This is a genomic window from Neisseria sp. P0001.S005 (genome assembly GCF_051963715.1).
The window spans coordinates 1-18,639 of record NZ_JBQCTZ010000059.1; the positions used below are offsets into that span (position 1 = coordinate 1).

Annotated in this window: 19 protein-coding genes; 12 read left to right on the plus strand and 7 right to left on the minus strand. The window is 48.7% G+C overall.

What is annotated here, in order from left to right:
* A partial coding sequence (locus ACTHSP_RS09260; RefSeq protein ID WP_440346006.1) for a c-type cytochrome occupies nucleotides 1-240 on the plus strand: 240 nt, incomplete at its 5' end.
* Between the two features lie 383 nt (nucleotides 241-623).
* Entirely contained in the window at nucleotides 624-3,386 is a 2,763-nt protein-coding gene (locus ACTHSP_RS09265) for a TonB-dependent receptor domain-containing protein (RefSeq protein ID WP_049351195.1), read from the plus strand.
* Between the two features lie 148 nt (nucleotides 3,387-3,534).
* On the opposite strand, the gene ACTHSP_RS09270 is transcribed toward ACTHSP_RS09265, so the two are convergent.
* Nucleotides 3,535-4,731: an acetate kinase gene (locus tag ACTHSP_RS09270; protein ID WP_049351194.1), complete on the minus strand. Its 1,197-nt coding sequence runs from the start codon at nucleotides 4,729-4,731 to the stop codon at nucleotides 3,535-3,537.
* Between the two features lie 235 nt (nucleotides 4,732-4,966).
* On the opposite strand from ACTHSP_RS09270, the gene ACTHSP_RS09275 reads away from it, so the two are divergent.
* The 9 genes from ACTHSP_RS09275 (at nucleotide 4,967) to trxA (ending at nucleotide 13,208) form a co-directional block, all read left to right on the plus strand.
* The gene (locus ACTHSP_RS09275) at nucleotides 4,967-5,272 is read left to right on the plus strand and encodes an HLGFF motif protein (RefSeq protein ID WP_003681461.1); all 306 of its coding nucleotides are present in this window, start codon (nucleotides 4,967-4,969) and stop codon (nucleotides 5,270-5,272) included.
* Complete coding sequence (ccoS, locus tag ACTHSP_RS09280; RefSeq protein WP_003681462.1) at nucleotides 5,272-5,460, plus strand: cbb3-type cytochrome oxidase assembly protein CcoS; 189 nt, start codon at nucleotides 5,272-5,274, stop codon at nucleotides 5,458-5,460. Before ACTHSP_RS09275 ends, ccoS begins: the two co-directional genes overlap by 1 nt.
* A complete protein-coding gene (locus ACTHSP_RS09285; RefSeq protein WP_440346007.1) occupies nucleotides 5,457-6,773 on the plus strand; it encodes an MFS transporter in 1,317 nt (438 codons plus the stop codon). The genes ccoS and ACTHSP_RS09285 overlap by 4 nt, the downstream gene beginning before the upstream one ends.
* 322 nt (nucleotides 6,774-7,095) lie before the next feature.
* Nucleotides 7,096-8,076: a DNA polymerase III subunit delta' gene (locus ACTHSP_RS09290; protein ID WP_371464613.1), complete on the plus strand. Its 981-nt coding sequence runs from the start codon at nucleotides 7,096-7,098 to the stop codon at nucleotides 8,074-8,076.
* A gap of 10 nt (nucleotides 8,077-8,086) precedes the next feature.
* A complete protein-coding gene (locus tag ACTHSP_RS09295; RefSeq protein WP_049351191.1) occupies nucleotides 8,087-8,440 on the plus strand; it encodes a PilZ domain-containing protein in 354 nt (117 codons plus the stop codon).
* A gap of 4 nt (nucleotides 8,441-8,444) precedes the next feature.
* On the plus strand, nucleotides 8,445-9,230 hold the full coding sequence (locus ACTHSP_RS09300) for a TatD family hydrolase (RefSeq protein ID WP_003682946.1): 786 nt from the start codon (nucleotides 8,445-8,447) through the stop codon (nucleotides 9,228-9,230).
* A 319-nt stretch (nucleotides 9,231-9,549) separates the two neighbouring features.
* Nucleotides 9,550-11,103 carry a fatty acid--CoA ligase gene (locus ACTHSP_RS09305; protein WP_440346008.1) on the plus strand — a complete coding sequence of 518 codons (1,554 nt, stop codon included), beginning with the start codon at nucleotides 9,550-9,552 and terminating at the stop codon, nucleotides 11,101-11,103.
* Nucleotides 11,104-11,184: 81 nt separating this feature from the next.
* The gene (locus tag ACTHSP_RS09310) at nucleotides 11,185-12,750 is read left to right on the plus strand and encodes an ABC transporter ATP-binding protein (RefSeq protein ID WP_049351189.1); all 1,566 of its coding nucleotides are present in this window, start codon (nucleotides 11,185-11,187) and stop codon (nucleotides 12,748-12,750) included.
* 125 nt (nucleotides 12,751-12,875) lie between these two features.
* Nucleotides 12,876-13,208, plus strand: coding sequence for a thioredoxin TrxA (gene trxA / locus ACTHSP_RS09315; RefSeq protein WP_049351188.1), 333 nt, complete (start codon nucleotides 12,876-12,878; stop codon nucleotides 13,206-13,208).
* 61 nt (nucleotides 13,209-13,269) lie between these two features.
* On the opposite strand, the gene ACTHSP_RS09320 is transcribed toward trxA, so the two are convergent.
* The 6 genes from ACTHSP_RS09320 to ACTHSP_RS09345 form a co-directional block, all read right to left on the minus strand.
* A complete protein-coding gene (locus ACTHSP_RS09320; RefSeq protein ID WP_049351187.1) occupies nucleotides 13,270-13,587 on the minus strand; it encodes a DUF2322 family protein in 318 nt (105 codons plus the stop codon).
* 97 nt (nucleotides 13,588-13,684) lie between these two features.
* Entirely contained in the window at nucleotides 13,685-14,311 is a 627-nt protein-coding gene (gene upp / locus ACTHSP_RS09325) for a uracil phosphoribosyltransferase (protein WP_049351186.1), read from the minus strand.
* 148 nt (nucleotides 14,312-14,459) lie between these two features.
* Nucleotides 14,460-14,771, minus strand: coding sequence for a Grx4 family monothiol glutaredoxin (gene grxD / locus ACTHSP_RS09330; protein WP_003681608.1), 312 nt, complete (start codon nucleotides 14,769-14,771; stop codon nucleotides 14,460-14,462).
* 88 nt (nucleotides 14,772-14,859) lie between these two features.
* Nucleotides 14,860-16,110, minus strand: a complete 1,251-nt coding sequence (locus ACTHSP_RS09335) for a glutamate-5-semialdehyde dehydrogenase (protein ID WP_049351185.1) — start codon at nucleotides 16,108-16,110, stop codon at nucleotides 14,860-14,862.
* A 9-nt stretch (nucleotides 16,111-16,119) separates the two neighbouring features.
* Nucleotides 16,120-16,923 carry a glutamate 5-kinase gene (gene proB, locus ACTHSP_RS09340; protein ID WP_049351184.1) on the minus strand — a complete coding sequence of 268 codons (804 nt, stop codon included), beginning with the start codon at nucleotides 16,921-16,923 and terminating at the stop codon, nucleotides 16,120-16,122.
* 264 nt (nucleotides 16,924-17,187) lie between these two features.
* On the minus strand, nucleotides 17,188-17,973 hold the full coding sequence (locus ACTHSP_RS09345) for an inositol monophosphatase family protein (protein ID WP_003681056.1): 786 nt from the start codon (nucleotides 17,971-17,973) through the stop codon (nucleotides 17,188-17,190).
* 175 nt (nucleotides 17,974-18,148) lie between these two features.
* Between ACTHSP_RS09345 and ACTHSP_RS09350 the strand changes: the two genes are divergently transcribed.
* Nucleotides 18,149-18,639: RNA methyltransferase (locus ACTHSP_RS09350; protein WP_440346009.1), on the plus strand; the 491-nt coding region annotated here is incomplete at its 3' end.

An 18,639-nucleotide genomic window follows, 5' to 3' on the forward strand; every position in this document is an offset into this window, starting at 1 on the left:
GAAAACAGCAAAAAACCGTTCACCCTGTTTGAATCCGACCCTCAAGGCAACGGCCGCGCCCTGCCTGCCATCTGGACGGACACGGCAACCTTCAAAGCCGAAGAAGAAAAATTCGTCGCTGCTGTTGAGAAACTTAACGCCGCTGCCCAAACCGGCAAACTGGAAGAAATCAAAGCCGCTTACGGCGAAACCGGTGCAACCTGTAAATCCTGCCACGACACATTCCGCGGTCCGGAATAAGGCTTAAAACAATAAAGGCCGTCTGAAATATCATTTTCAGACGGCCTTTTCTTCAACTGACTTCAAACCTTTCTATATCGACTTTATATTTTGCATTTCATGTTTTTTGGACTTCATTTGAAACCGACGGCTCAATTCACATATCGCAATCAAATTTTCTTCTTCCGGCTGTTTAAATTCAATTAAATCTCCCTTCTTCTCGATCAACCAAATTCAAATTCAGACCTGCTTTATCTTTTCAGCCTGATTAATCATATGCAGGTGGGTTATCTTCTGAAACAAGAATCTGCTTTATTTTTTAACAAATAAAAACCATTATTAAAATATTTGTAAAGTTTAATAATATGTTATAAAGTAGCGACTTCGTTTCTGAGGTAACTATCATGAATCCGAATTTCAAATTAAATCTACTAACATTATCTTTACTGGCTATAACAAGTATCGCACACGCAGAAGACGAGGTTTCAACTCAAGAGCTTGATGAAATTCAAGTCAAAGGCAGACACATTGCCAAAGAGAAAAAAGTTTTTACCGAAGGCCAAGCCAAAAGTTCGCGTGAACGCGTTTATCAATCCAGCGAAAACATTGATACCATCGTTCGGAGCATGCCCGGCGTTTTTACCCAACAAGACAAGGGATCGGGGGTATTGGCGGTCAATATTCGTGGCGATAGCGGTTTGGGACGCGTCAATACGATGGTTGACGGCGTCACCCAAACCTTCTATTCCACTTCTGCCGATGCCGGACGCAGCGGCAGCTCTTCGCAATTCGGTACGGCACTAGATCCCAATTTTATTGCCGGTGTGGATGTAACCAAAGGCAGTTTCACAGGTGCCAACGGCATCAATGCCTTATCCGGTACAGCCAATTTCCGTACTTTACGGGTAGACGATGTGGTACACGGAAACAATACCTTCGGCCTCTTGACCAAAGGATTGACCGGCACAAACAGCACCAAAAGCAACTTTATGGCAACCGGAGCAGTACAAAAATGGTTTGACAGCGGTGCGCGCCTTGGTGCCTTATATGGTTACAGCCACCGTAATGTTGAGCAAAACTATAAAGTAGGCGGCGGCGGTCAGCGTATCGGTAATTTTGGCGAAGAATATTTGGACCGTAAAAAACAAGAATATTTTGAAAGCAACTTATTGAAATTCGACCAAGGGCAAAATCGTTGGGTTCGCGACTTTTCCAAGCGCAACGCAGTCGGTAAAAGCTATTGGGACTACCCTTTCTCCAAAAAATATAACGATCCTGAAGTTTTGCAAAGAGATTATGTCGATGATTTGGAAAGAAGCTGGAAAGAAAATTTGGCACCGCAATGGGACCTAACTCCAATCGACCCGACCAGCCTGCAACAACGCTCAAACAGCCATTTGGTCAAAGTGGAATACGAAAACGACAACAACAAGTTGGATCTTCAGCTTCGTACCATGAACAACCGTATCGGCAGCCGCAAAGTAGAAAACCGCAACTATCAAGCCAATTACAACTTAAACATTGGCGATTATGTCGATTTAAACGTATTGGCTGCCCATAATTTGGGAAAACAAAAATATCCGAAAAACTCACGTTTTTCAGGATGGGGACTGCTTGATTATTTGGAAACCAAAAATACAGCCAATCTTTTGGATATCAACAACGGCTTTTCTTTCAAACTTCCTCAAAAAACAGATTTAAAAGCCACTGTGGGTTTCAATTTCTTTAAAAACCAATACAGTAAAAACCGCTTTCCGGAAGAGCTGAGCCTGTTTTACGACGGCCCGGATCAAGATGCCGGCCTGTACAGCTTTTTAGGCCGCTTTAAAGGCGACAAAGGAATATTTCCTCAGAAATCAACCATATTGCAACCTTCAGGCCAGCAAAAATTCAATACGTTCTATTTTGATACTTCCTTGAAAAAAGGCATTTATCAATTGAATTACAGTGCCAATATGGTCAACTACCGCTACAAAGGCGAATATACCGACTACTTCAATACCCAAGAAGACTTTAAAAAAGCATTTGGAGAAGATTCTGAAATTTATAAACAGCATTGCACGCCAAGCTGCGACCTTTACGAACCGGTTTATACCAAATCTGGTAAAAAGCATGCGGTAAACCATTCGGTGGCATTAAACATCAATGTCAATGACTACTTTATGCCGTTTATCAGCTATTCTCGTACGCATAGAATGCCGAATATTCAAGAAATGTATTTTTCACAAATCGGCGACTCAGGCGTCAATACAGCCCTCAAGCCGGAACAGGCCAATACTTACCAAATAGGCTTCAATACCTTCAAAAAAGGGATTTTCAAGCCGGACGATGTATTGGGTTTCAAACTGGTCGCCTATCGCAGCAGGATAAACAACTATATTCACAATGTTTATGGCAAATGGTGGGATTTGGATCAAGCACCCAGCTGGGTAACCAGTACCGGCCTGCAATACTCTATCCAGCATCGAAACTACGCCAAACCTGTTCATAAAAACGGTTTGGAAGTGGAAATGAACTATGATTTCGGCCGCTTTTTTACAACCCTGTCTTACGCATATCAAAAAACCAACCAGCCGACCAATTATAGCGATGCCAGCGAATCGCCCCGCAACTCTTCTAAAGAAGACCAAATTAAACAGGGCTACGGCTTAAGCAAAATTTCCCGCCTGCCCCGAGATTACGGTCGGTTTGAATTAGGATCCCGATGGTTGGGCAACAAATTGACCGTCGGCGGCATTATGCGCTATTACGGCAAAAGTACACGGGCGACGACTGAGGAAGAATTTGTTGACGGTACAACCGGTGCCAATACCTACTCTTCACATCAAATGGGCAGAAGGGTGATCAAAAAAACAGAAAGCATCAACAGACAGCCGATGATTTTTGATTTCTATGCCAATTATGAACCGAAGAAAAACCTTATCCTTCGTTTCGACATTCAAAATGCGTTCAATAAACGCTATGTCGATCCTTTGGATGCCGCAAACGATGCCGCAACTCAACGCTATTTCAGCGTATTTGAAAGAAAAGGCGGTTTAGATGACGAAGAAGTCGAATGCGATGCCAACGGTTTATGCAATGGCAAATATGGCGGTACGACACGCTCCGTCTTGAACAACTACGCACGAGGCAGGACTTTACTGTTTACCATCAGTTATAAGTTCTAAACCTATCTATCTGCATTCTTAATATTGCACTGATTAAAAAGCCGGTAAACACAATGTTTGCCGGCTTTTTTCAATATATTCTCAAAATTTTCTTCATCTATACACAACAAAAAACCTGCCCTTTCGGGCAGGTTTTAATAATGACGGATTACAGGCCGCTCAGACGGGCTGTATCGTGTGCAATCATCAATTCTTCGTTGGTAGGAATCACAACGGCAACAGCTTTGCTGTCGGCAGTAGTAATTACACCGGCGTTACCGAAGCGGGCTTTCAGGTTGGCTTCTTGGTCGATGTGCAGACCGAGGAAGCCCAAGTAGCCCAATACGCGTTCGCGGATGATGTCGGAGTTTTCGCCGATGCCGCCGGTAAATACCAAGGCGTCCAAACCGCCGGCTGCTACTGCCATGCTGCCAATGTATTTAGCCAAGCGGTAGATGAACATTTCCAGAGCCAGTTTGGCACCCGGATGACCTTTGGCAGCTTCTTCTTCGATGGTACGGCAGTCGTTGGACAAACCGGAGATACCGAGCAGGCCGGATTTTTTGTTCAGCATGTCGGTGATTTGGGAAATGGTCATGTTGGCATTTTCAGCCAAGAAGCTGAACACTGCAGGATCGATGTCGCCGCTGCGGGTACCCATTACCAAACCTTCCAGCGGGGTTAGGCCCATGCTGGTATCGCGTGATTCGCCATTGGCGACGGCGGTAATAGATGCGCCGTTACCCAAGTGGGCAATCACCATGCGCAGGTCTTTTTTGTCTTTGCCGAGGAAGCGTGCAGTTTCGTCAGAAACGAAGCGGTAGCTGGTACCGTGCGCACCGTAGCGGCGCAAGCCGTATTTTTCATACAATTCATGTGGAACAGCATATTTGTAAGCGTGTTCAGGCATGGTTTGATGGAATGCGGTGTCGAATACGACAACGTTCGGTAGGCCTTTGAAGATGCTTTGTGCAGCGCGCAGGCCCAAAAGGTGAGCCGGGTTGTGTAAAGGAGCAAGTGGAATACATTTTTCGATACCAGCGATAACATCGTCGGTAACCAAAATGGATTCGCTGTACAATTCGCCGCCGCTTACCACACGGTGGCCGATCGCACCGATGCGGCTGTCGAGGCCGTGGGCTTTGAGTTCTTCCATCAGGGCTTCAACTGCGCCGGTGTGGTCGGGCTTGGCAGACAGGTCGACTTTGTGTTTTTCGCCGTTGAATTTGAAGGTGATGTAGGCATCGGGCAGATTGAGTTTTTCGGCAAGGCAGCTCAGCAATACTTCGCCGCTGTCGTTATCCAATACGGCACCTTTGAGGGAAGAGCTGCCGCAGTTCAAAACCAAGATTAATTTTTGTGTCATTTTATGCTCCTTGAGGTTTCAGACGGCATTTTTGTCGGGACCTTACTGCTGCTCCGGCTATGTTGCACCCCTTGTGGGACGTAGTGGGTAGCGGTCTGAACAGATTAACAAAGTAAACGCCGTATTGTAACAAAAAATGTAATCGGCTGCTTGACTTAATATTTGATGTAAAATGGACGGAATTTTATTTTAGGCCGTCTGAAAAAAATGACGGCGGTTTTGAAGATTTCCCGATATGCATTATTTCAGTATCCACACTCAAGACGGCGAACACGCCGGATTTTTTATTATGTTGGCAGACGATGAATCACAAAATCCGCCGCAAAGCGGACGCTTCGCAATCAAGTTGCAAAGCGAAGATGCAGCCGAAGCGGCAGTATTGTCTCCTTTTGAGCAAACCGATATCCCGCAATACTGGCGCGTGGTTAAAGACCGTATCGAATTGTTTTTTGACGATAAAAATATCGGTGCGTTGCGCAACGAATACCTGACCATCAGCGGCAAAACCTTTATCCTGACCGATTTGACCGGAGCGATGTAATGGAAAGTATGTTTATCCTTGTCCCCATCAGCATTATTTTGGCCTTTATCATCGGCTGGTTTTTCTGGTGGTCGGGTAAAAACGGACAGTTTGACGACCTTGAAGGCCCTGCGCACCGCATTTTGATGGACGACGACTCCACTGAAAAACTGATCGAAAAAGATGAAGATAAAGAATCCAAACAATGAGCCTTAAAAAAGATAATCTGAATTTCCACACGACCCGCCGTTTTGCGCCGCTCTTTGGGACGCAGTTTTTGGGCGCGTTTAACGATAATATGTTCAAAACCGCATTATTCGTGATGATCAGTTTTTACGGTTTGGGCAAAAACGACTTGCTGCCGCCCAGCCAAATGCTGAACTTGGGCGCAATGCTGTTTATCCTGCCCTACTTCCTGTTTTCCGCGCTCTCTGGGCAGCTGAGCAACAAATTCGATAAAGCAGTTTTAGCACGTTGGATCAAGCTGTTGGAAATCATCATCATGGCAGTGGCGGCGTATGGCTTCTACATCCAATCCGCGCCTTTGCTTTTAATCTGCCTGTTTTGCATGGGCACACAATCGACCTTGTTCGGCCCGCTGAAATACGCGATTTTGCCCGATTACCTCAACGACAAAGAGCTGATTATGGGCAACAGCCTGATTGAATCGGGTACGTTTATCGCCATTTTGCTTGGCCAACTTTTGGGCACGGCAGTCGCAGGCGTTCCACCGTATATTGTTGGCGGTTTGGTGTTATTGGTCGCCGTCGGCGGCACGATGACCAGCCTGTTTATGCCGTCTGTCCCCGCTAAAATGCCGGATACAAAAATCGAATGGAATATCATCAAAGGCACGAATTCACTGATTCGTGAAGCGGCGGCCGACCGTCCCGTATTTACTTCCATTATCGGTATTTCATGGTTTTGGTTTATCGGCTCGGTTTATACCACCCAACTGCCGACGTTCACGCAAATCCATTTGGGCGGCAACGATAATGTGTTCAACCTGATGTTGGCGCTGTTCTCCATCGGCATTGCCATCGGCTCGGTGTTATGCGCCAAACTCAGCCATGAGCGCCTGATTTTGGGCTTGGTTACCATCGGCACTCTGGGTCTGACCGTCTGTGGATTATTGCTGGTGTGGCTGACCCATGGCCAACGCTTTACCGAATTAAACGGCATCATCTGGTTTTTATCGCAAGCCCAAGCGTATCCGATTATGCTCGTGATGTCTGCCATCGGCTTTTTCGGCGGTTTCTTCTCCGTACCGCTTTACACTTGGCTCCAAACCGCCAGCAGCGAAACCTTCCGCGCCCACGCCGTCGCTGCCAACAACATTATCAACGGCGTGTTTATGGTGTCAGCCGCCATTTTGAGCGCGGTTTTGCTGATGTTGTTCGACAGTATTACGTTGCTGTATTTAATTGTTGCCGTGGGTAATCTTCCGTTGATTATTTACCTCATCAAACGGGAACCAAAATTTATCGGAGATTTGACCGCTTCGTTGAAAATCAACAAATAAGGCCGTCTGAAAAGTATCCCCACCATGCACATTTTCACTATTCAATCGCGTGGACAGCTTGTGCATAAATCAGATTACTGTCTGATTTAAAATTAAAAAACGGGACTGCCTAAATTTTAAGCACTACTTTGCCGCCAAACAAAATGCACATTTTCCCCAAACAAGCGTGTGCAAAGGCTGTGAATAAGTAAGCTTAATGATTGATATTTCAAATTAAAAAGATATTTGATTAGTTTTTAGGCAGTTTATTAAAGGCCGTCTGAAACCTTTTTCAGACGGCCTGAGAGTATAATAACCACCTACCTTATAGTTCCCAAACGATATGATTTATCCATGGCATGAAACCCAATGGCAACAGCTCGCCGCCCATTGGCAAAACCGTCCTAACGCCTGGCTGTTTACCGGCAAAGAAAATACCGGTAAAACCGAGTTTGCCCGCTTTGTCGCGCAGGCATTGCTGTGCGAATCGCCCAAGTCCGGTCATGAACCCTGCGGCGAGTGTGCTTCGTGCCATTTGTTCAGCCAAAACACCCATCCCGACTTTTACGAACTCACGCCGGAAATTCCCGAAGGCGAGGCAACGGGACGCAAACTCCTACAAATCAAAATTGATGCCGTGCGCGATATTGTGGAAAACATTTACCTGACCGCTGTCCGCGGCGGCCTGCGCGTAGTATTGGTGCATCCGGCTGAAAGCATGAATACACAGGCGGCAAACGGTTTGTTGAAAGCTCTGGAAGAGCCGCCGCAACACGTCGTTTTCCTGCTCGTTACCCATGCGCGCGACAAACTCCTGCCCACCATCAAAAGCCGTTGCCGCCAGATGGTGCTGCCCTCGCCTACCCATGAGCAGGCTGCGACATACTTGCGCCAACAGGGTGTGGAAAATGCCGAAGCCTTGTTGGCATTCCACAGCGGCGCGCCTTTATTCACGCCGACTCCCGAATTGGACGCATTACGCGAAGAGTTGCTAACGCTGCTGGCTGCCCCGCGCCTGTTGGCCATACTCGACTACGCCGCCGCGTTCGACAAACAAAAGCAACCACTGGCCGTTTTCATCGACTGGCTGCAAAAGTGGCTGATGGATGTCGGCTTGGCACAACAAAGCATGGCACCGCTTTATTATCCGCACCATGCCCAAGCCCTGCTTCAGACGGCCTCTAAAACCGATTCACGCAAGCTGTTTGCCCTATTGGGCCGTCTGAACGCGCTCAACCCTTACGGATACCATACCTTGAGTGTTAAAATGCAGCTTGAGTATCTGCTTATCGAATATTTAGATTTTTGGCAAAACAAACCCTAACAGGTAATAAATGATGAATAAAAAAGACATTCCGGCGAAGATGTTGGTCTTGCAACTCAAAGACCCAAATCTGCTGTACAACTGCTATATGCCGTTTTTAGAACACGGCGGTCTGTTCGTACCGACCGATGACGTACTCTCCCTAGGTGAAGACATCCTCTTGGCCGTAGAAATCGCCGACTACCCCAAACGCTTCCTGCCCACCAAAGTCGTTTGGATCAATCCGGCTCGCACTTCAGCCCACCGCCCCAAAGGCGTAGGCCTTGCATTCTCCGAACACGAAAGCTGCCTGCAGGCCAAAAACCTGATCGAAGCCGAGCTTGGCCCGCGCCTGCGCAGCGACCGCACTACTTTTACCCTGTAATACCATGTATTTAATCGATTCACATTGCCATCTCAACTTTGACGGCTTAAAAGACCGCTTGCCCGAAGTCTTTGCCAATATGGAAGCGCAAAGCGTCAAGCAAGCGCTTGCCATCAGCGTCAGTAAACAAAGTTTTGCCGAAGTATTCGACATTGCTCAAGCAAACGACCACATCTACTGCACCATCGGCATACATCCCGACAGCCAAGAAGCGGAAGAATTTACCATTGCCGAAATGGTAGAAGCGGCCAAGCATCCGAAAATCGTCGGTATCGGCGAAACAGGTTTGGACTATTACTGGTGCAAAGGCGATTTGTCATGGCAACATCAACGCTTTGCCGACCATATCCAAGCTGCCAACGAAAGCGGCCTGCCCGTTATCGTTCACACGCGCGATGCTGCCGAAGACACGTTGCGGATTTTAAAAGAATGCCACACCAACTCCGGCGTGATTCACTGCTTCTCTGAAGACGTCGCCTTTGCCAAAGCCGCTTTGGATTTAGGCATGTACATCTCCTTCTCCGGCATTGTGACGTTTAAAAACGCGCCGCTGATACAAGAAGCCGCCAAATACGTCCCTGCCGATAGAATCTTGGTAGAAACCGATGCACCTTTCCTCGCGCCGGTTCCCAAACGCGGCAAACAAAACGAGCCTTCCTACGTCCGCTATACGGCCGAGTTCTTAGCTAATCTGCGCGGCGAGAGCTTGGAAACATTGGCACAAAACACCAGCGACAATTTCTATCGCCTGTTTAACAAAGTACCTGATGGCCGTCTGAACAACGGTTAAGCCTAAAGCTTCTATCATCGGCTCTGCCAATCCGTCATCCGGATTCTGCCTCAAATACAGCAGTAAACTCGAAATGGCTTGAGACAGAAACGCAATCGGCTTGCGCTATCTTCCGAACGGCAGACTTTTAAAGAATGGGAATTTTCCCATCAACACAATAAGTAAGTTTAAATTCAAAATATTGCTTTCCTAAGCCCAGTAAAGCGCAAGGCCGTCTGAAAGTATTTTCAGACGGCCTCTTGCTTATTTTACCGATAGGATGTAAAACCTACCCTTCGAAATAAACGGTTCATCGAAACCGTACATCAATCGACACAATATGGACACAAACTCCGAAATGCACACCCACCCTAATTTTTACGCTATGCTGACTGCAGCCTGCCAAAAAAACGGTAAAGGCACGGTCATTTTCAACGACAAAGAAAAAATCAGCTATTCCTCCCTCAAACGCGAAGTAGAAACCGTCGCCGCCTATTTGCAACACCAAGGCGTACAATATGGCGACAGGGTCGCCCTTGTCGTTTCCAACTCCCCCGAATTTATTGCCGCCTATTTCGCCATTACTTCCATCGGTGCGGTAGCCGTCCCACTCAATGTCTTTTTGAAAAGCGAAGAATTTTCCTACATCCTTAATGACTGCGGCGCACGCTTTATGTTCGCCTCTGCGCCGTTGGCCAAAGAACTCAAAAACATCAAAGCCAAAACCAAAGTCAATAAAATCATCTGGATTGGCGAAACCAAAGCCGACAGTGGTGATGACAGCTATTTCGATGCCGCGCGTACATTCCCCGGCAAGCCGAATCTGAGCCGTCAGCCGTCAGCCGACGATTTGGCGCACATTATCTACACCTCCGGCACAACCGGCCACCCCAAAGGCGCATTAATCAGTTATAGCAACCTGTTTTCCAACCTTTCGGGCATCGAACAAATTTTCCAAATTTCGCAAAAAGACCGCTTCGTCGTCTTCTTGCCCATGTTCCACAGCTTTACGCTGACTGCCATGGTTTTGCTGCCGATATATCAAGCCTGCTCGATTATTTTGGTCAAATCCGTCTTCCCGTTCTCCAACGTGTTGAAACAGGTTTTGCTCAAACGCGCTACCATTTTCCTCGGCGTACCGGCTATTTACACTGCCATGAGCAAAGCCAAAATCCCTTGGTATTTCAGATGGTTCAACCGCGTCCGCCTGTTTATCAGCGGCGGCGCGCCTCTGGCCGAACAAACCATTGACGACTTCAAAGCCAAATTCCCGCGTGCCAAATTGTTGGAAGGCTACGGCTTGAGCGAATGCTCGCCCGTTGTTGCCGTCAATACGCCCGAACGCCAAAAAACCGCCAGCGTCGGTGTTGCCCTGCCCGGCTTGACCGTGAAAGCCGTCGATGACGAATTAATCGAAGTGCCGCGCGGCGAAGTGGGCGAACTCATCATCAAAGGCGGCTCAGTGATGCAAGGCTACCTCAACATGCCTGACGCCACAGATGAAACCATTGTCAACGGTTGGCTAAAAACCGGCGACTTCGTCACCATAGACGAAGACGGCTTTATCTTCATCGTCGACCGCAAAAAAGACCTGATTATCTCCAAAGGCCAAAACGTCTATCCGCGCGAAATCGAAGAAGCCATTTACAAACTCGAAGCTGTGGAAGCCGCCGCCGTAATCGGCGTGAAGGACCAATACGCCGATGAAGAAATCATTGCCTTTATCCAACTCAAAGAAGGCATGAAACTGGAAGAAGCCGAAGTCCGCAACCACCTGCGCGGCCTGTTGGCAAACTTTAAAATCCCCAAACAAGTCATCTTCCAAGACGAGCTGCCGCGCAATGCCACCGGCAAAGTGTTAAAACGCAAACTCAAAGAACAGTTTCAAGACTAAACCGCTGTTTCAGACGGCCCCTTGATTCATGCAGGCCGTCTGAAAACCTGTCATCAACAAACTTTTCAGACGGCCACGACCATGACGACACCTATACTCGAAATCGAAAACCTAAACGGCTCCTTTCCGAGCAAGCAAGTCCTGCACGATATCAACCTGACCTTGCAACCCGGCCGCAAACTGGCATTGGTCGGCGAGAGCGGCAGCGGCAAAACCGTATTGTCGCAAGGCATTATGCGCCTGAATCCGATGGTTACCTTTGAAGGCAGTCTGAAATATTGCGGAACCAATCTGCTGACCCAGCCCGAACGCGCCCTGCAAAAACTACGCGGCCGCGAAATCGGCATGGTGTTTCAAGAACCCATGACCGCCCTCAACCCCGTCATGCGCGTCGGCGAACAAATCGCCGAAGTCCTGTCCCTGCATTTGGGTTTGGATAAAAAACAGGCATGGGCGCGCGCTATCGAACTCCTGGACGAAACCGGCATCCACCAGCCCGAGCAAAAAGCCCAGGCCTACCCTTTCCAACTTTCCGGTGGCCAACGCCAACGCGCCATGATTGCCATGGCTGTATCAGCCCAGCCCAAGCTCCTGATTGCCGATGAACCGACCACCGCTTTGGACGTTGCCGTCCAAGCCCAAATCCTCGACCTGCTCTCACGCCTGCAGGAAGAACACGGCATGACCATGCTCTACATTACGCACGACTTGAACCTTGTACGCCGTTTTGCCGATGATGTCGCCGTTATGCGCAACGGCCGTATCCTCGAAACCGGCAAAGCAGCCGAAGTCTTTGCCAATCCGCAGCACGAATACACCAAAATGTTGCTCAACGCCGGCACAACGCGACGCGTGGCTCCTTTGCCTGAAAACCCTGCCACCGTCCTTAAGGCCGAACAAATCGCCTTCTCCATCAAAGAATCAGACGGCTGGTTTAAGAAACGCGACAAAACCATTCTCAACCCCGTTTCTTTCGATCTCAAATCGGGGGAAACATTGGGCATCATCGGCGAAAGTGGCTGCGGCAAAACCACGCTGGCAAAAGCCGTTATGCACCTTATCAACTCCGAAGGCAGCCTGCACATCAACGGCGAGCCATGGCGACACGAATTGCGCCGAGAAATCCAAATGGTGTTCCAAGACCCGTTCGGCGCATTCAATCCGCGCATGAACGTCTTCGATACCGTTTCCGAAGCCTTACGCGTACACGAACCTGAAATGCCGCGCGAAGAAATGCGCCGCCGCGTCGAAGAAGTCCTCAAACAAGTCGGCCTGCCCGAAGATGCACTCGAACGCTATCCGCACGCCTTCTCCGGCGGTCAACGCCAACGCCTCGCCATCGCCCGCGCCATCATTGTCCGCCCGAAAATCCTCGTATTGGACGAACCAACCAGCGCGCTTGATGTCCAATGGCAACAACAAATCCTTGAATTGCTCAGCGGCCTGCAAAAAGAATACGGCCTCGCCTTCATCATCATCAGCCACGACCTCGCCGTCATCCGCGCCATTTCCCACCGCGTGATGGTGTTGAAAGACGGCAAAATCGTTGAAGAAGGCGAATGCGAAAATGTGTTTGCCAATCCAAGCAGCGACTATACGTGCCATTTGATTGCCCACTCCGGCCACATGGTTCAAGAGGCCGTCTGAATCTTTAAGGATTACGATAGACGCATTTCAAAAAAACTATTGCCAGGTGGCGGCACTTGAAATTTTCCCTGTCTGCCACTATTCTGAACAACATCTTTATTAATCCCGATTTGAAAGGAAATAACATGAGCAGCGAATTGATTATCCATACCAGCGATGCCAGCTTCGAACAAGACGTTTTGAAATCCGACGTACCTGTATTGCTGGACTTCTGGGCACCATGGTGCGGCCCTTGCAAAATGATTGCCCCAATCTTGGACGACATCGCCTCCGAATTCCAAGGCCGTCTGAAAGTCGTTAAAATCAACATCGACGACAATGAAGCCACTCCTGCCAAATTCGGCGTTCGCGGCATCCCTACCCTGATGGTGTTCAAAAACGGCGAAAACATTGCAACTAAAGTCGGCGCATTGGCTAAAGGTCAACTGACTGCATTCGTTGAAGCTTCTATCGCTTAAAGCTTTAAGTATATAAAAAGGCCGTCTGAAAATTGTTTTCAGACGGCCTTTTTTGTATTCATTAAGCAGCCAATGGTTTCAAAGTCAGGCTGATATTGTCAGCTTTCACTTTAAACAGCAAATCAATATTCGGATGCTTACCCGGATTGGCTTCGGCATCAGCAACATGTTCGGCAAACCATGCCAAGCCGCGTTCTGCCGCCGCTGCGTCCAGCTTGCCGTCAAACTCTTGCGCCAAAGCATGGTAAAGCTTGAGCGAGCCTTGTTTGCCGGGCGCATTGGGAATGTGATGAACCACATTGCCCTCTTTATCGAGAATATTCAAGCCGCTCAAATGGTCGATGGCAGGCATGGTGGCCAGATTATCTTGGAAGCTCATGATTGTCCTTTCTGATGTGGGTTTTAAAGCAAACCATATAACAAGGCCGTCTGAAAGTTGATGTTTGACACTTTTCAGACGGCCTTAAACATTTCAATTAACGTGTACCGAAAATCTTATCGCCGGCATCACCCAAGCCTGGGATGATGTAGCCGTGTTCGTTCAAGTGGCTGTCGAGCGCGGCAGTGTAGATGGTTACATCAGGATGCGCGTCATTGACGGCTTTCACGCCTTCCGGAGCGGCAACCAATACCAATGCTTTGATATTGCTGCAACCTTTGGCTTTCAGCAAGTTGATGGTCGCAACCATAGAGCCGCCGGTCGCCAGCATCGGGTCGATAATCAGGGCAGGACGCTCGGCCATGCTGTCAACGAATTTCTCAAAGTAAGAAACCGGTTTCAGCGTTTCTTCATCGCGCTGCAAGCCGACAACGCTGATTTTAGCGGTAGGAATCAGGTCGAGTACGCCGTCGAGCATACCCAAGCCTGCACGCAAAATAGGGACAACGGTCAAGGTTTTGCCTTTGATACGGTCGCCTTCGATGGAGCCACACCAACCGTCGATGATGTATTTTTCGGTTTCAAAGTCGCGGCTGGCTTCATATGCCATCAGGCGTGCCAGCTCGGTAGTGAGCGTGCGGAATTTGTAGGTGCTGCATTCTGCCTCGCGCATCAAAGTCAGTTTGTGGCGGACGAGGGGGTGATTGATGACGGTAACGTTCATTTTCTGTATTTCCGAGTTTCGTTGACGGACTGAATTATACTTTTTTTCACGAAGGGCGGAAAGGGTATGTTTTGTGCGAAAGGCCGTCTGAATCAGGGTTTCAGACGGCCTTTGTCAACAATTTTACATTACGGAATATTGTGGATAATTAAGCTTTCAGCAATTCTTGCAGTTCGCCGGCTTCGTACATTTCCATCAAAATGTCGGAGCCGCCGACAAATTCGCCGTTAACGTACAGTTGAGGAATGGTCGGCCAATCGCTGTATTCTTTAATGCCTTGGCGTACGGCATCGTTTTCCAATACGTTGACGGTTACATAGTCGGTGCAACCTGCCGCATTCAGGATTTGTACGGCACGGGAAGAGAAGCCGCATTGCGGGAATTGCTTCGTGCCTTTCATGAACAATACGACGCGGTGGGTGGTAACGACTTCTTTGATTTGATCGTGGATAGAGGACATGGTGTGTTCCTTTTTACTAAATCGGTTGTTCGGGGAAAATCAAATTTCCCGCCATTATACGCAAATTGATGAAGTTGAGGGGCGTTTATCAACGTCGGATCTGACCGTTGCCGTTGATGTAGAACTTGGTCGAAGTCAGCGCTTCCAAACCCATCGGGCCGCGGGCGTGCATTTTTTGGGTGGAAATACCGATTTCCGCGCCCAATCCGAAAACAAAGCCGTCGGTAAACCGAGTGGACGCATTGACATAAACCGCCGCCGCATCAATGCTTTCTTGGAAAAACTCGGCATGGGCAATGCTTTGGGTCACAATCGCTTCCGAGTGATGCGTCGTGTGGCCGTTAATCCAATCGACGGCTTCTTCCACCGATTTCACTGTCTTGACCGACATAATATAGTCAAGAAACTCGATACTGTAATCTTCCTCGGTTGCCAAAACAGCATTTTTAAACATACGCAATGCTTCCTGATCGGCTCTAAATTCTACCGGATGTACTTTGGCAACGGCTTCTTCCAGTTTGGGCAAAAACGCTTCCGCTATCTTTTCGTGGACAACCAAAGACTCCGCGGCATTGCACACGCTCGGACGTTGCGTTTTGGCATTCACGACGATATCGACCGCCATCTCCAAATCGGCACTGTCATCCACATAAATATGGCAATTACCGACTCCTGTTTCAATGACGGGAACTTTCGATTTCTCTTTTACCGTATGAATCAAGCGCGCGCCGCCGCGCGGAATCAGTACATCAATATAATCGACTTCCTGCATCAATTCCTCGGCAGCGGCATGGCTGGTATCTTCGACCAGCTGCACCACATCGGCATCCATTCCCGCTTGTACCAAAGTCTGCCTGATGACGGCAATCAATGCGGTATTGGAATGGATAGCATCGCGACCGCCGCGCAAAATAATGGCATTGCCGGTTTTAAAGGCCAGAGAAAACGCATCGACCGAAACATTGGGGCGGCTCTCAAAAATCATGGCAACCACGCCCAAAGGCACGCGTTTTTGAACAATCTTCAAACCGTCCAAATTGGTATAGCCGCGGACAACCTGCCCAATCGGGTCCTGTAAATCGGCAACCTGCCCAACGCCTTCTGCAATGCCTTTGATGCGTTCATGATTCAAGCGCAGCCTGTCGAGCATAATGTCCGAAATGCCGTTTTCTTTTGCAGCGGCCAAATCGCGGGCATTTTCTGCCAAAATCACCTCAGCCTGTTCAACCAAATCCTTTGCAACCTGACGCAGTAGATTGTTTTTTTCTACGCTTCCCAAGCTGATTAACGTTTTACTGGCTTTTTGGGCACTCTTGCCCAACTGTTCGATATAGCTCATCAAACCTCCCTATTTCTCTTGTGCAAACCACGTTCCGATAGGCGCGCCATCTAAAACCTGAAGGATATCGCGCGGATTGGCGCTGTTCATCAACACCATCTGGCCATGATGTTCAAACATCATCTGCGCGCTCTTAATCTTACTGAGCATGCCGCCCGTACCAAACTTACTGCCCGATCCGCCGGCAGAAGCAATAATTTCTTCGGTAATATCGGCAACATGGTTGCGTAGCTTGGCATCGGCGTGAACAGCCGGATTTTTATCAAACAAACCGTCAATATCGGACAACATAATCAGCAAATCGGCTTTAACGATTTTCGCCACAACTGCCGACAAACGGTCGTTATCGCCAAATTTGGTGGTATGGTCCATCTCGTCCACGCTGACCGCATCGTTCTCATTGACAATGGGGATAACGCCGATGGAAAGCAGGGATTCAAAAGCATTGGTAACGTTTGCCAAACTTTCCGGATATTCGACCACATCGCGCGTCAGCAGGATTTGCGATACCGTCATTCGATAATGGGAAAAAATCTGCGAATAAAGACTCATCATGGCCACTTGGCCGACGCTTGAAACAGCCTGCTGCTGCGCCATTTCCACCGGACGTTTTTCCATGTTGAGGACATTCAGCCCAAAACCCATCGCGCCGGAAGACACCAGCACAATTTCTTTGCCCTTACTGACCAAGCTGGAAATGACAAAGGCCAGTTGGTCGATTTTTGCCAAATTGATTTTGCCGTTTGGCAACACCAAAGAACTGGTTCCAATCTTAATGACAATGCGTTTTACTGCTTCAAAATCTCGTTTCATTATTCTCCTCTGCTTTCTATTTTTATGATTGCATGCGGCATTATTTTAGCCAAACGTATCTACATCATAACTGCGAAGCAATAGAAAATACAGACAAAATTAAAAAACGCCTCCTTTTAAAACCATATTTTCAGCTTTTATCCGAATCCGTTAACAACAAAACAAAAGGCCGTCTGAAGCCCAATTTCAGGTTTCAGACGGCCTTTTACCGATTATTGAGAACATGGCCTGCAAAGATAAATACAGACCGTTCTCTATAAATGTTTATTGGTGTTCAGAAATAATTTTCAGCATTTGCGCCAATACTTTAGGATTGGCCGCAACGATGTCGCCGCTTTCCAGCCAGCCTTCATCACCGGACATATCGGTAACGATACCGCCTGCTTCTTGGACAATCAATGCACCGGCGGCAATATCCCAAGGTTTGAGGTTGAACTCGAAGAAACCGTCCAAACGGCCGGCCGCAACGGCACACAAATCCAAAGAAGCCGCGCCTTCACGACGGCCACCGGCGGTTTTTGCCAAGAAATCTTTCAAAATCGCCAGATACTTGTCCATCATGCTTTGATCGACAACAGGGAAGCCGGTACCAATCAGGCAGCGGTTCAATTCAATGCGGTTGGAAACGCGGATACGGCGGTCGTTGAGCAACGCGCCTTTGCCGCGGGAAGCCATATATACGTCGTTGCGCTCAGGTGCGTACACCAAAGCTTCTTGCAACACGCCTTTGTGCAGGAGTGCCATAGAGATGGCGTATTGGGGATGGCCGTGGAGAAAGTTGGTTGTGCCGTCGAGCGGGTCGATAATCCATTCGTACTCGGCAGTGGCTTTACCGTGGGAGCCGCCTTCTTCGCAAGTGATTTTGTGATGCGGATAGGCTTCTTTGAGCGCTTCCACCAAAATCATCTCGGAGCTGCGGTCAACATCGGAAACGAAGTCGTTGAATGCTTTGCTGTCTACTTTGACGGCATCCAAATTGCCGGCGGCGCGAATCATCATTTGCCCTGCTTTACGGGCGGCTTTGAAAGCGGTATTTAAAAACGGATTCATGGTTTTCTTCCTAATTCAGGTAAAATACGCCCTAATGCGCCGAACAAGGCACACAAGAGGCTGTTAATCGTTTCCGATGCTGTTAAAGAACATTTCAGACGGCATGGAAAAAGGCCGTCTGAAAACAAAAAGATGGCGCATTATACCTGATTCTCGTACAAACAGAAAACAAAACATGACTTCCGAAAAACCCGCCCTGCCCGCTTATCTGGACAACATCCGCATCATCCTCACGCGCACCAGCCATCCCGCCAATATCGGCTCCGCCGCGCGCGCCATGAAAACAATGGGCCTGCACAAACTGACCATCGTCGCCCCCAATCTGATGGCGACACCGATGACGGAAAATCCGCCCGTATTCGATCCGGAGCATCCGCAATCGTTTAAATTACCGGAAGAAAGCTTCATCCTCGCTTCCGGCGCGGCAGACGTTTTGGAAAATGCCACCATTGCCGCCTCTTTGGACGAAGCCCTTGCCGACACCACCATCGCCTGCGCCCTGACCAGCCGCCGCCGAGAAATCACCGCTCCGCTGCAAACCCCGCGCGATTTGGTGCCCGAACTACTGCAGGCCGCCAACCGCGGCGAGAAAGTGGCACTGGTTTTCGGCAACGAGACTTTCGGCTTGAGCATCGAAGAAGTCCAAGCCTGCAACCGACTGATGAC

What these genes read in the sequence shown, in the direction of transcription:
- upp (WP_049351186.1), bottom strand. Translation starts at nt 14,311, where the DNA reads ATGAACGTTACCGTCATCAATCACCCCCTCGTCCGCCACAAACTGACT.
- ACTHSP_RS09345 (WP_003681056.1), bottom strand. Translation starts at nt 17,973, where the DNA reads ATGAATCCGTTTTTAAATACCGCTTTCAAAGCCGCCCGTAAAGCAGGG.
- ACTHSP_RS09305 (WP_440346008.1), top strand. Translation starts at nt 9,550, where the DNA reads ATGGACACAAACTCCGAAATGCACACCCACCCTAATTTTTACGCTATG.
- ACTHSP_RS09295 (WP_049351191.1), top strand. Translation starts at nt 8,087, where the DNA reads ATGATGAATAAAAAAGACATTCCGGCGAAGATGTTGGTCTTGCAACTC.
- ACTHSP_RS09275 (WP_003681461.1), top strand. Translation starts at nt 4,967, where the DNA reads ATGCATTATTTCAGTATCCACACTCAAGACGGCGAACACGCCGGATTT.
- grxD (WP_003681608.1), bottom strand. Translation starts at nt 14,771, where the DNA reads ATGTCCTCTATCCACGATCAAATCAAAGAAGTCGTTACCACCCACCGC.
- ACTHSP_RS09270 (WP_049351194.1), bottom strand. Translation starts at nt 4,731, where the DNA reads ATGACACAAAAATTAATCTTGGTTTTGAACTGCGGCAGCTCTTCCCTC.
- ACTHSP_RS09265 (WP_049351195.1), top strand. Translation starts at nt 624, where the DNA reads ATGAATCCGAATTTCAAATTAAATCTACTAACATTATCTTTACTGGCT.
- ACTHSP_RS09335 (WP_049351185.1), bottom strand. Translation starts at nt 16,110, where the DNA reads ATGAGCTATATCGAACAGTTGGGCAAGAGTGCCCAAAAAGCCAGTAAA.
- ACTHSP_RS09320 (WP_049351187.1), bottom strand. Translation starts at nt 13,587, where the DNA reads ATGAGCTTCCAAGATAATCTGGCCACCATGCCTGCCATCGACCATTTG.
- trxA (WP_049351188.1), top strand. Translation starts at nt 12,876, where the DNA reads ATGAGCAGCGAATTGATTATCCATACCAGCGATGCCAGCTTCGAACAA.
- ACTHSP_RS09300 (WP_003682946.1), top strand. Translation starts at nt 8,445, where the DNA reads ATGTATTTAATCGATTCACATTGCCATCTCAACTTTGACGGCTTAAAA.
- ACTHSP_RS09290 (WP_371464613.1), top strand. Translation starts at nt 7,096, where the DNA reads ATGATTTATCCATGGCATGAAACCCAATGGCAACAGCTCGCCGCCCAT.
- ACTHSP_RS09310 (WP_049351189.1), top strand. Translation starts at nt 11,185, where the DNA reads ATGACGACACCTATACTCGAAATCGAAAACCTAAACGGCTCCTTTCCG.
- ccoS (WP_003681462.1), top strand. Translation starts at nt 5,272, where the DNA reads ATGGAAAGTATGTTTATCCTTGTCCCCATCAGCATTATTTTGGCCTTT.
- ACTHSP_RS09285 (WP_440346007.1), top strand. Translation starts at nt 5,457, where the DNA reads ATGAGCCTTAAAAAAGATAATCTGAATTTCCACACGACCCGCCGTTTT.
- proB (WP_049351184.1), bottom strand. Translation starts at nt 16,923, where the DNA reads ATGAAACGAGATTTTGAAGCAGTAAAACGCATTGTCATTAAGATTGGA.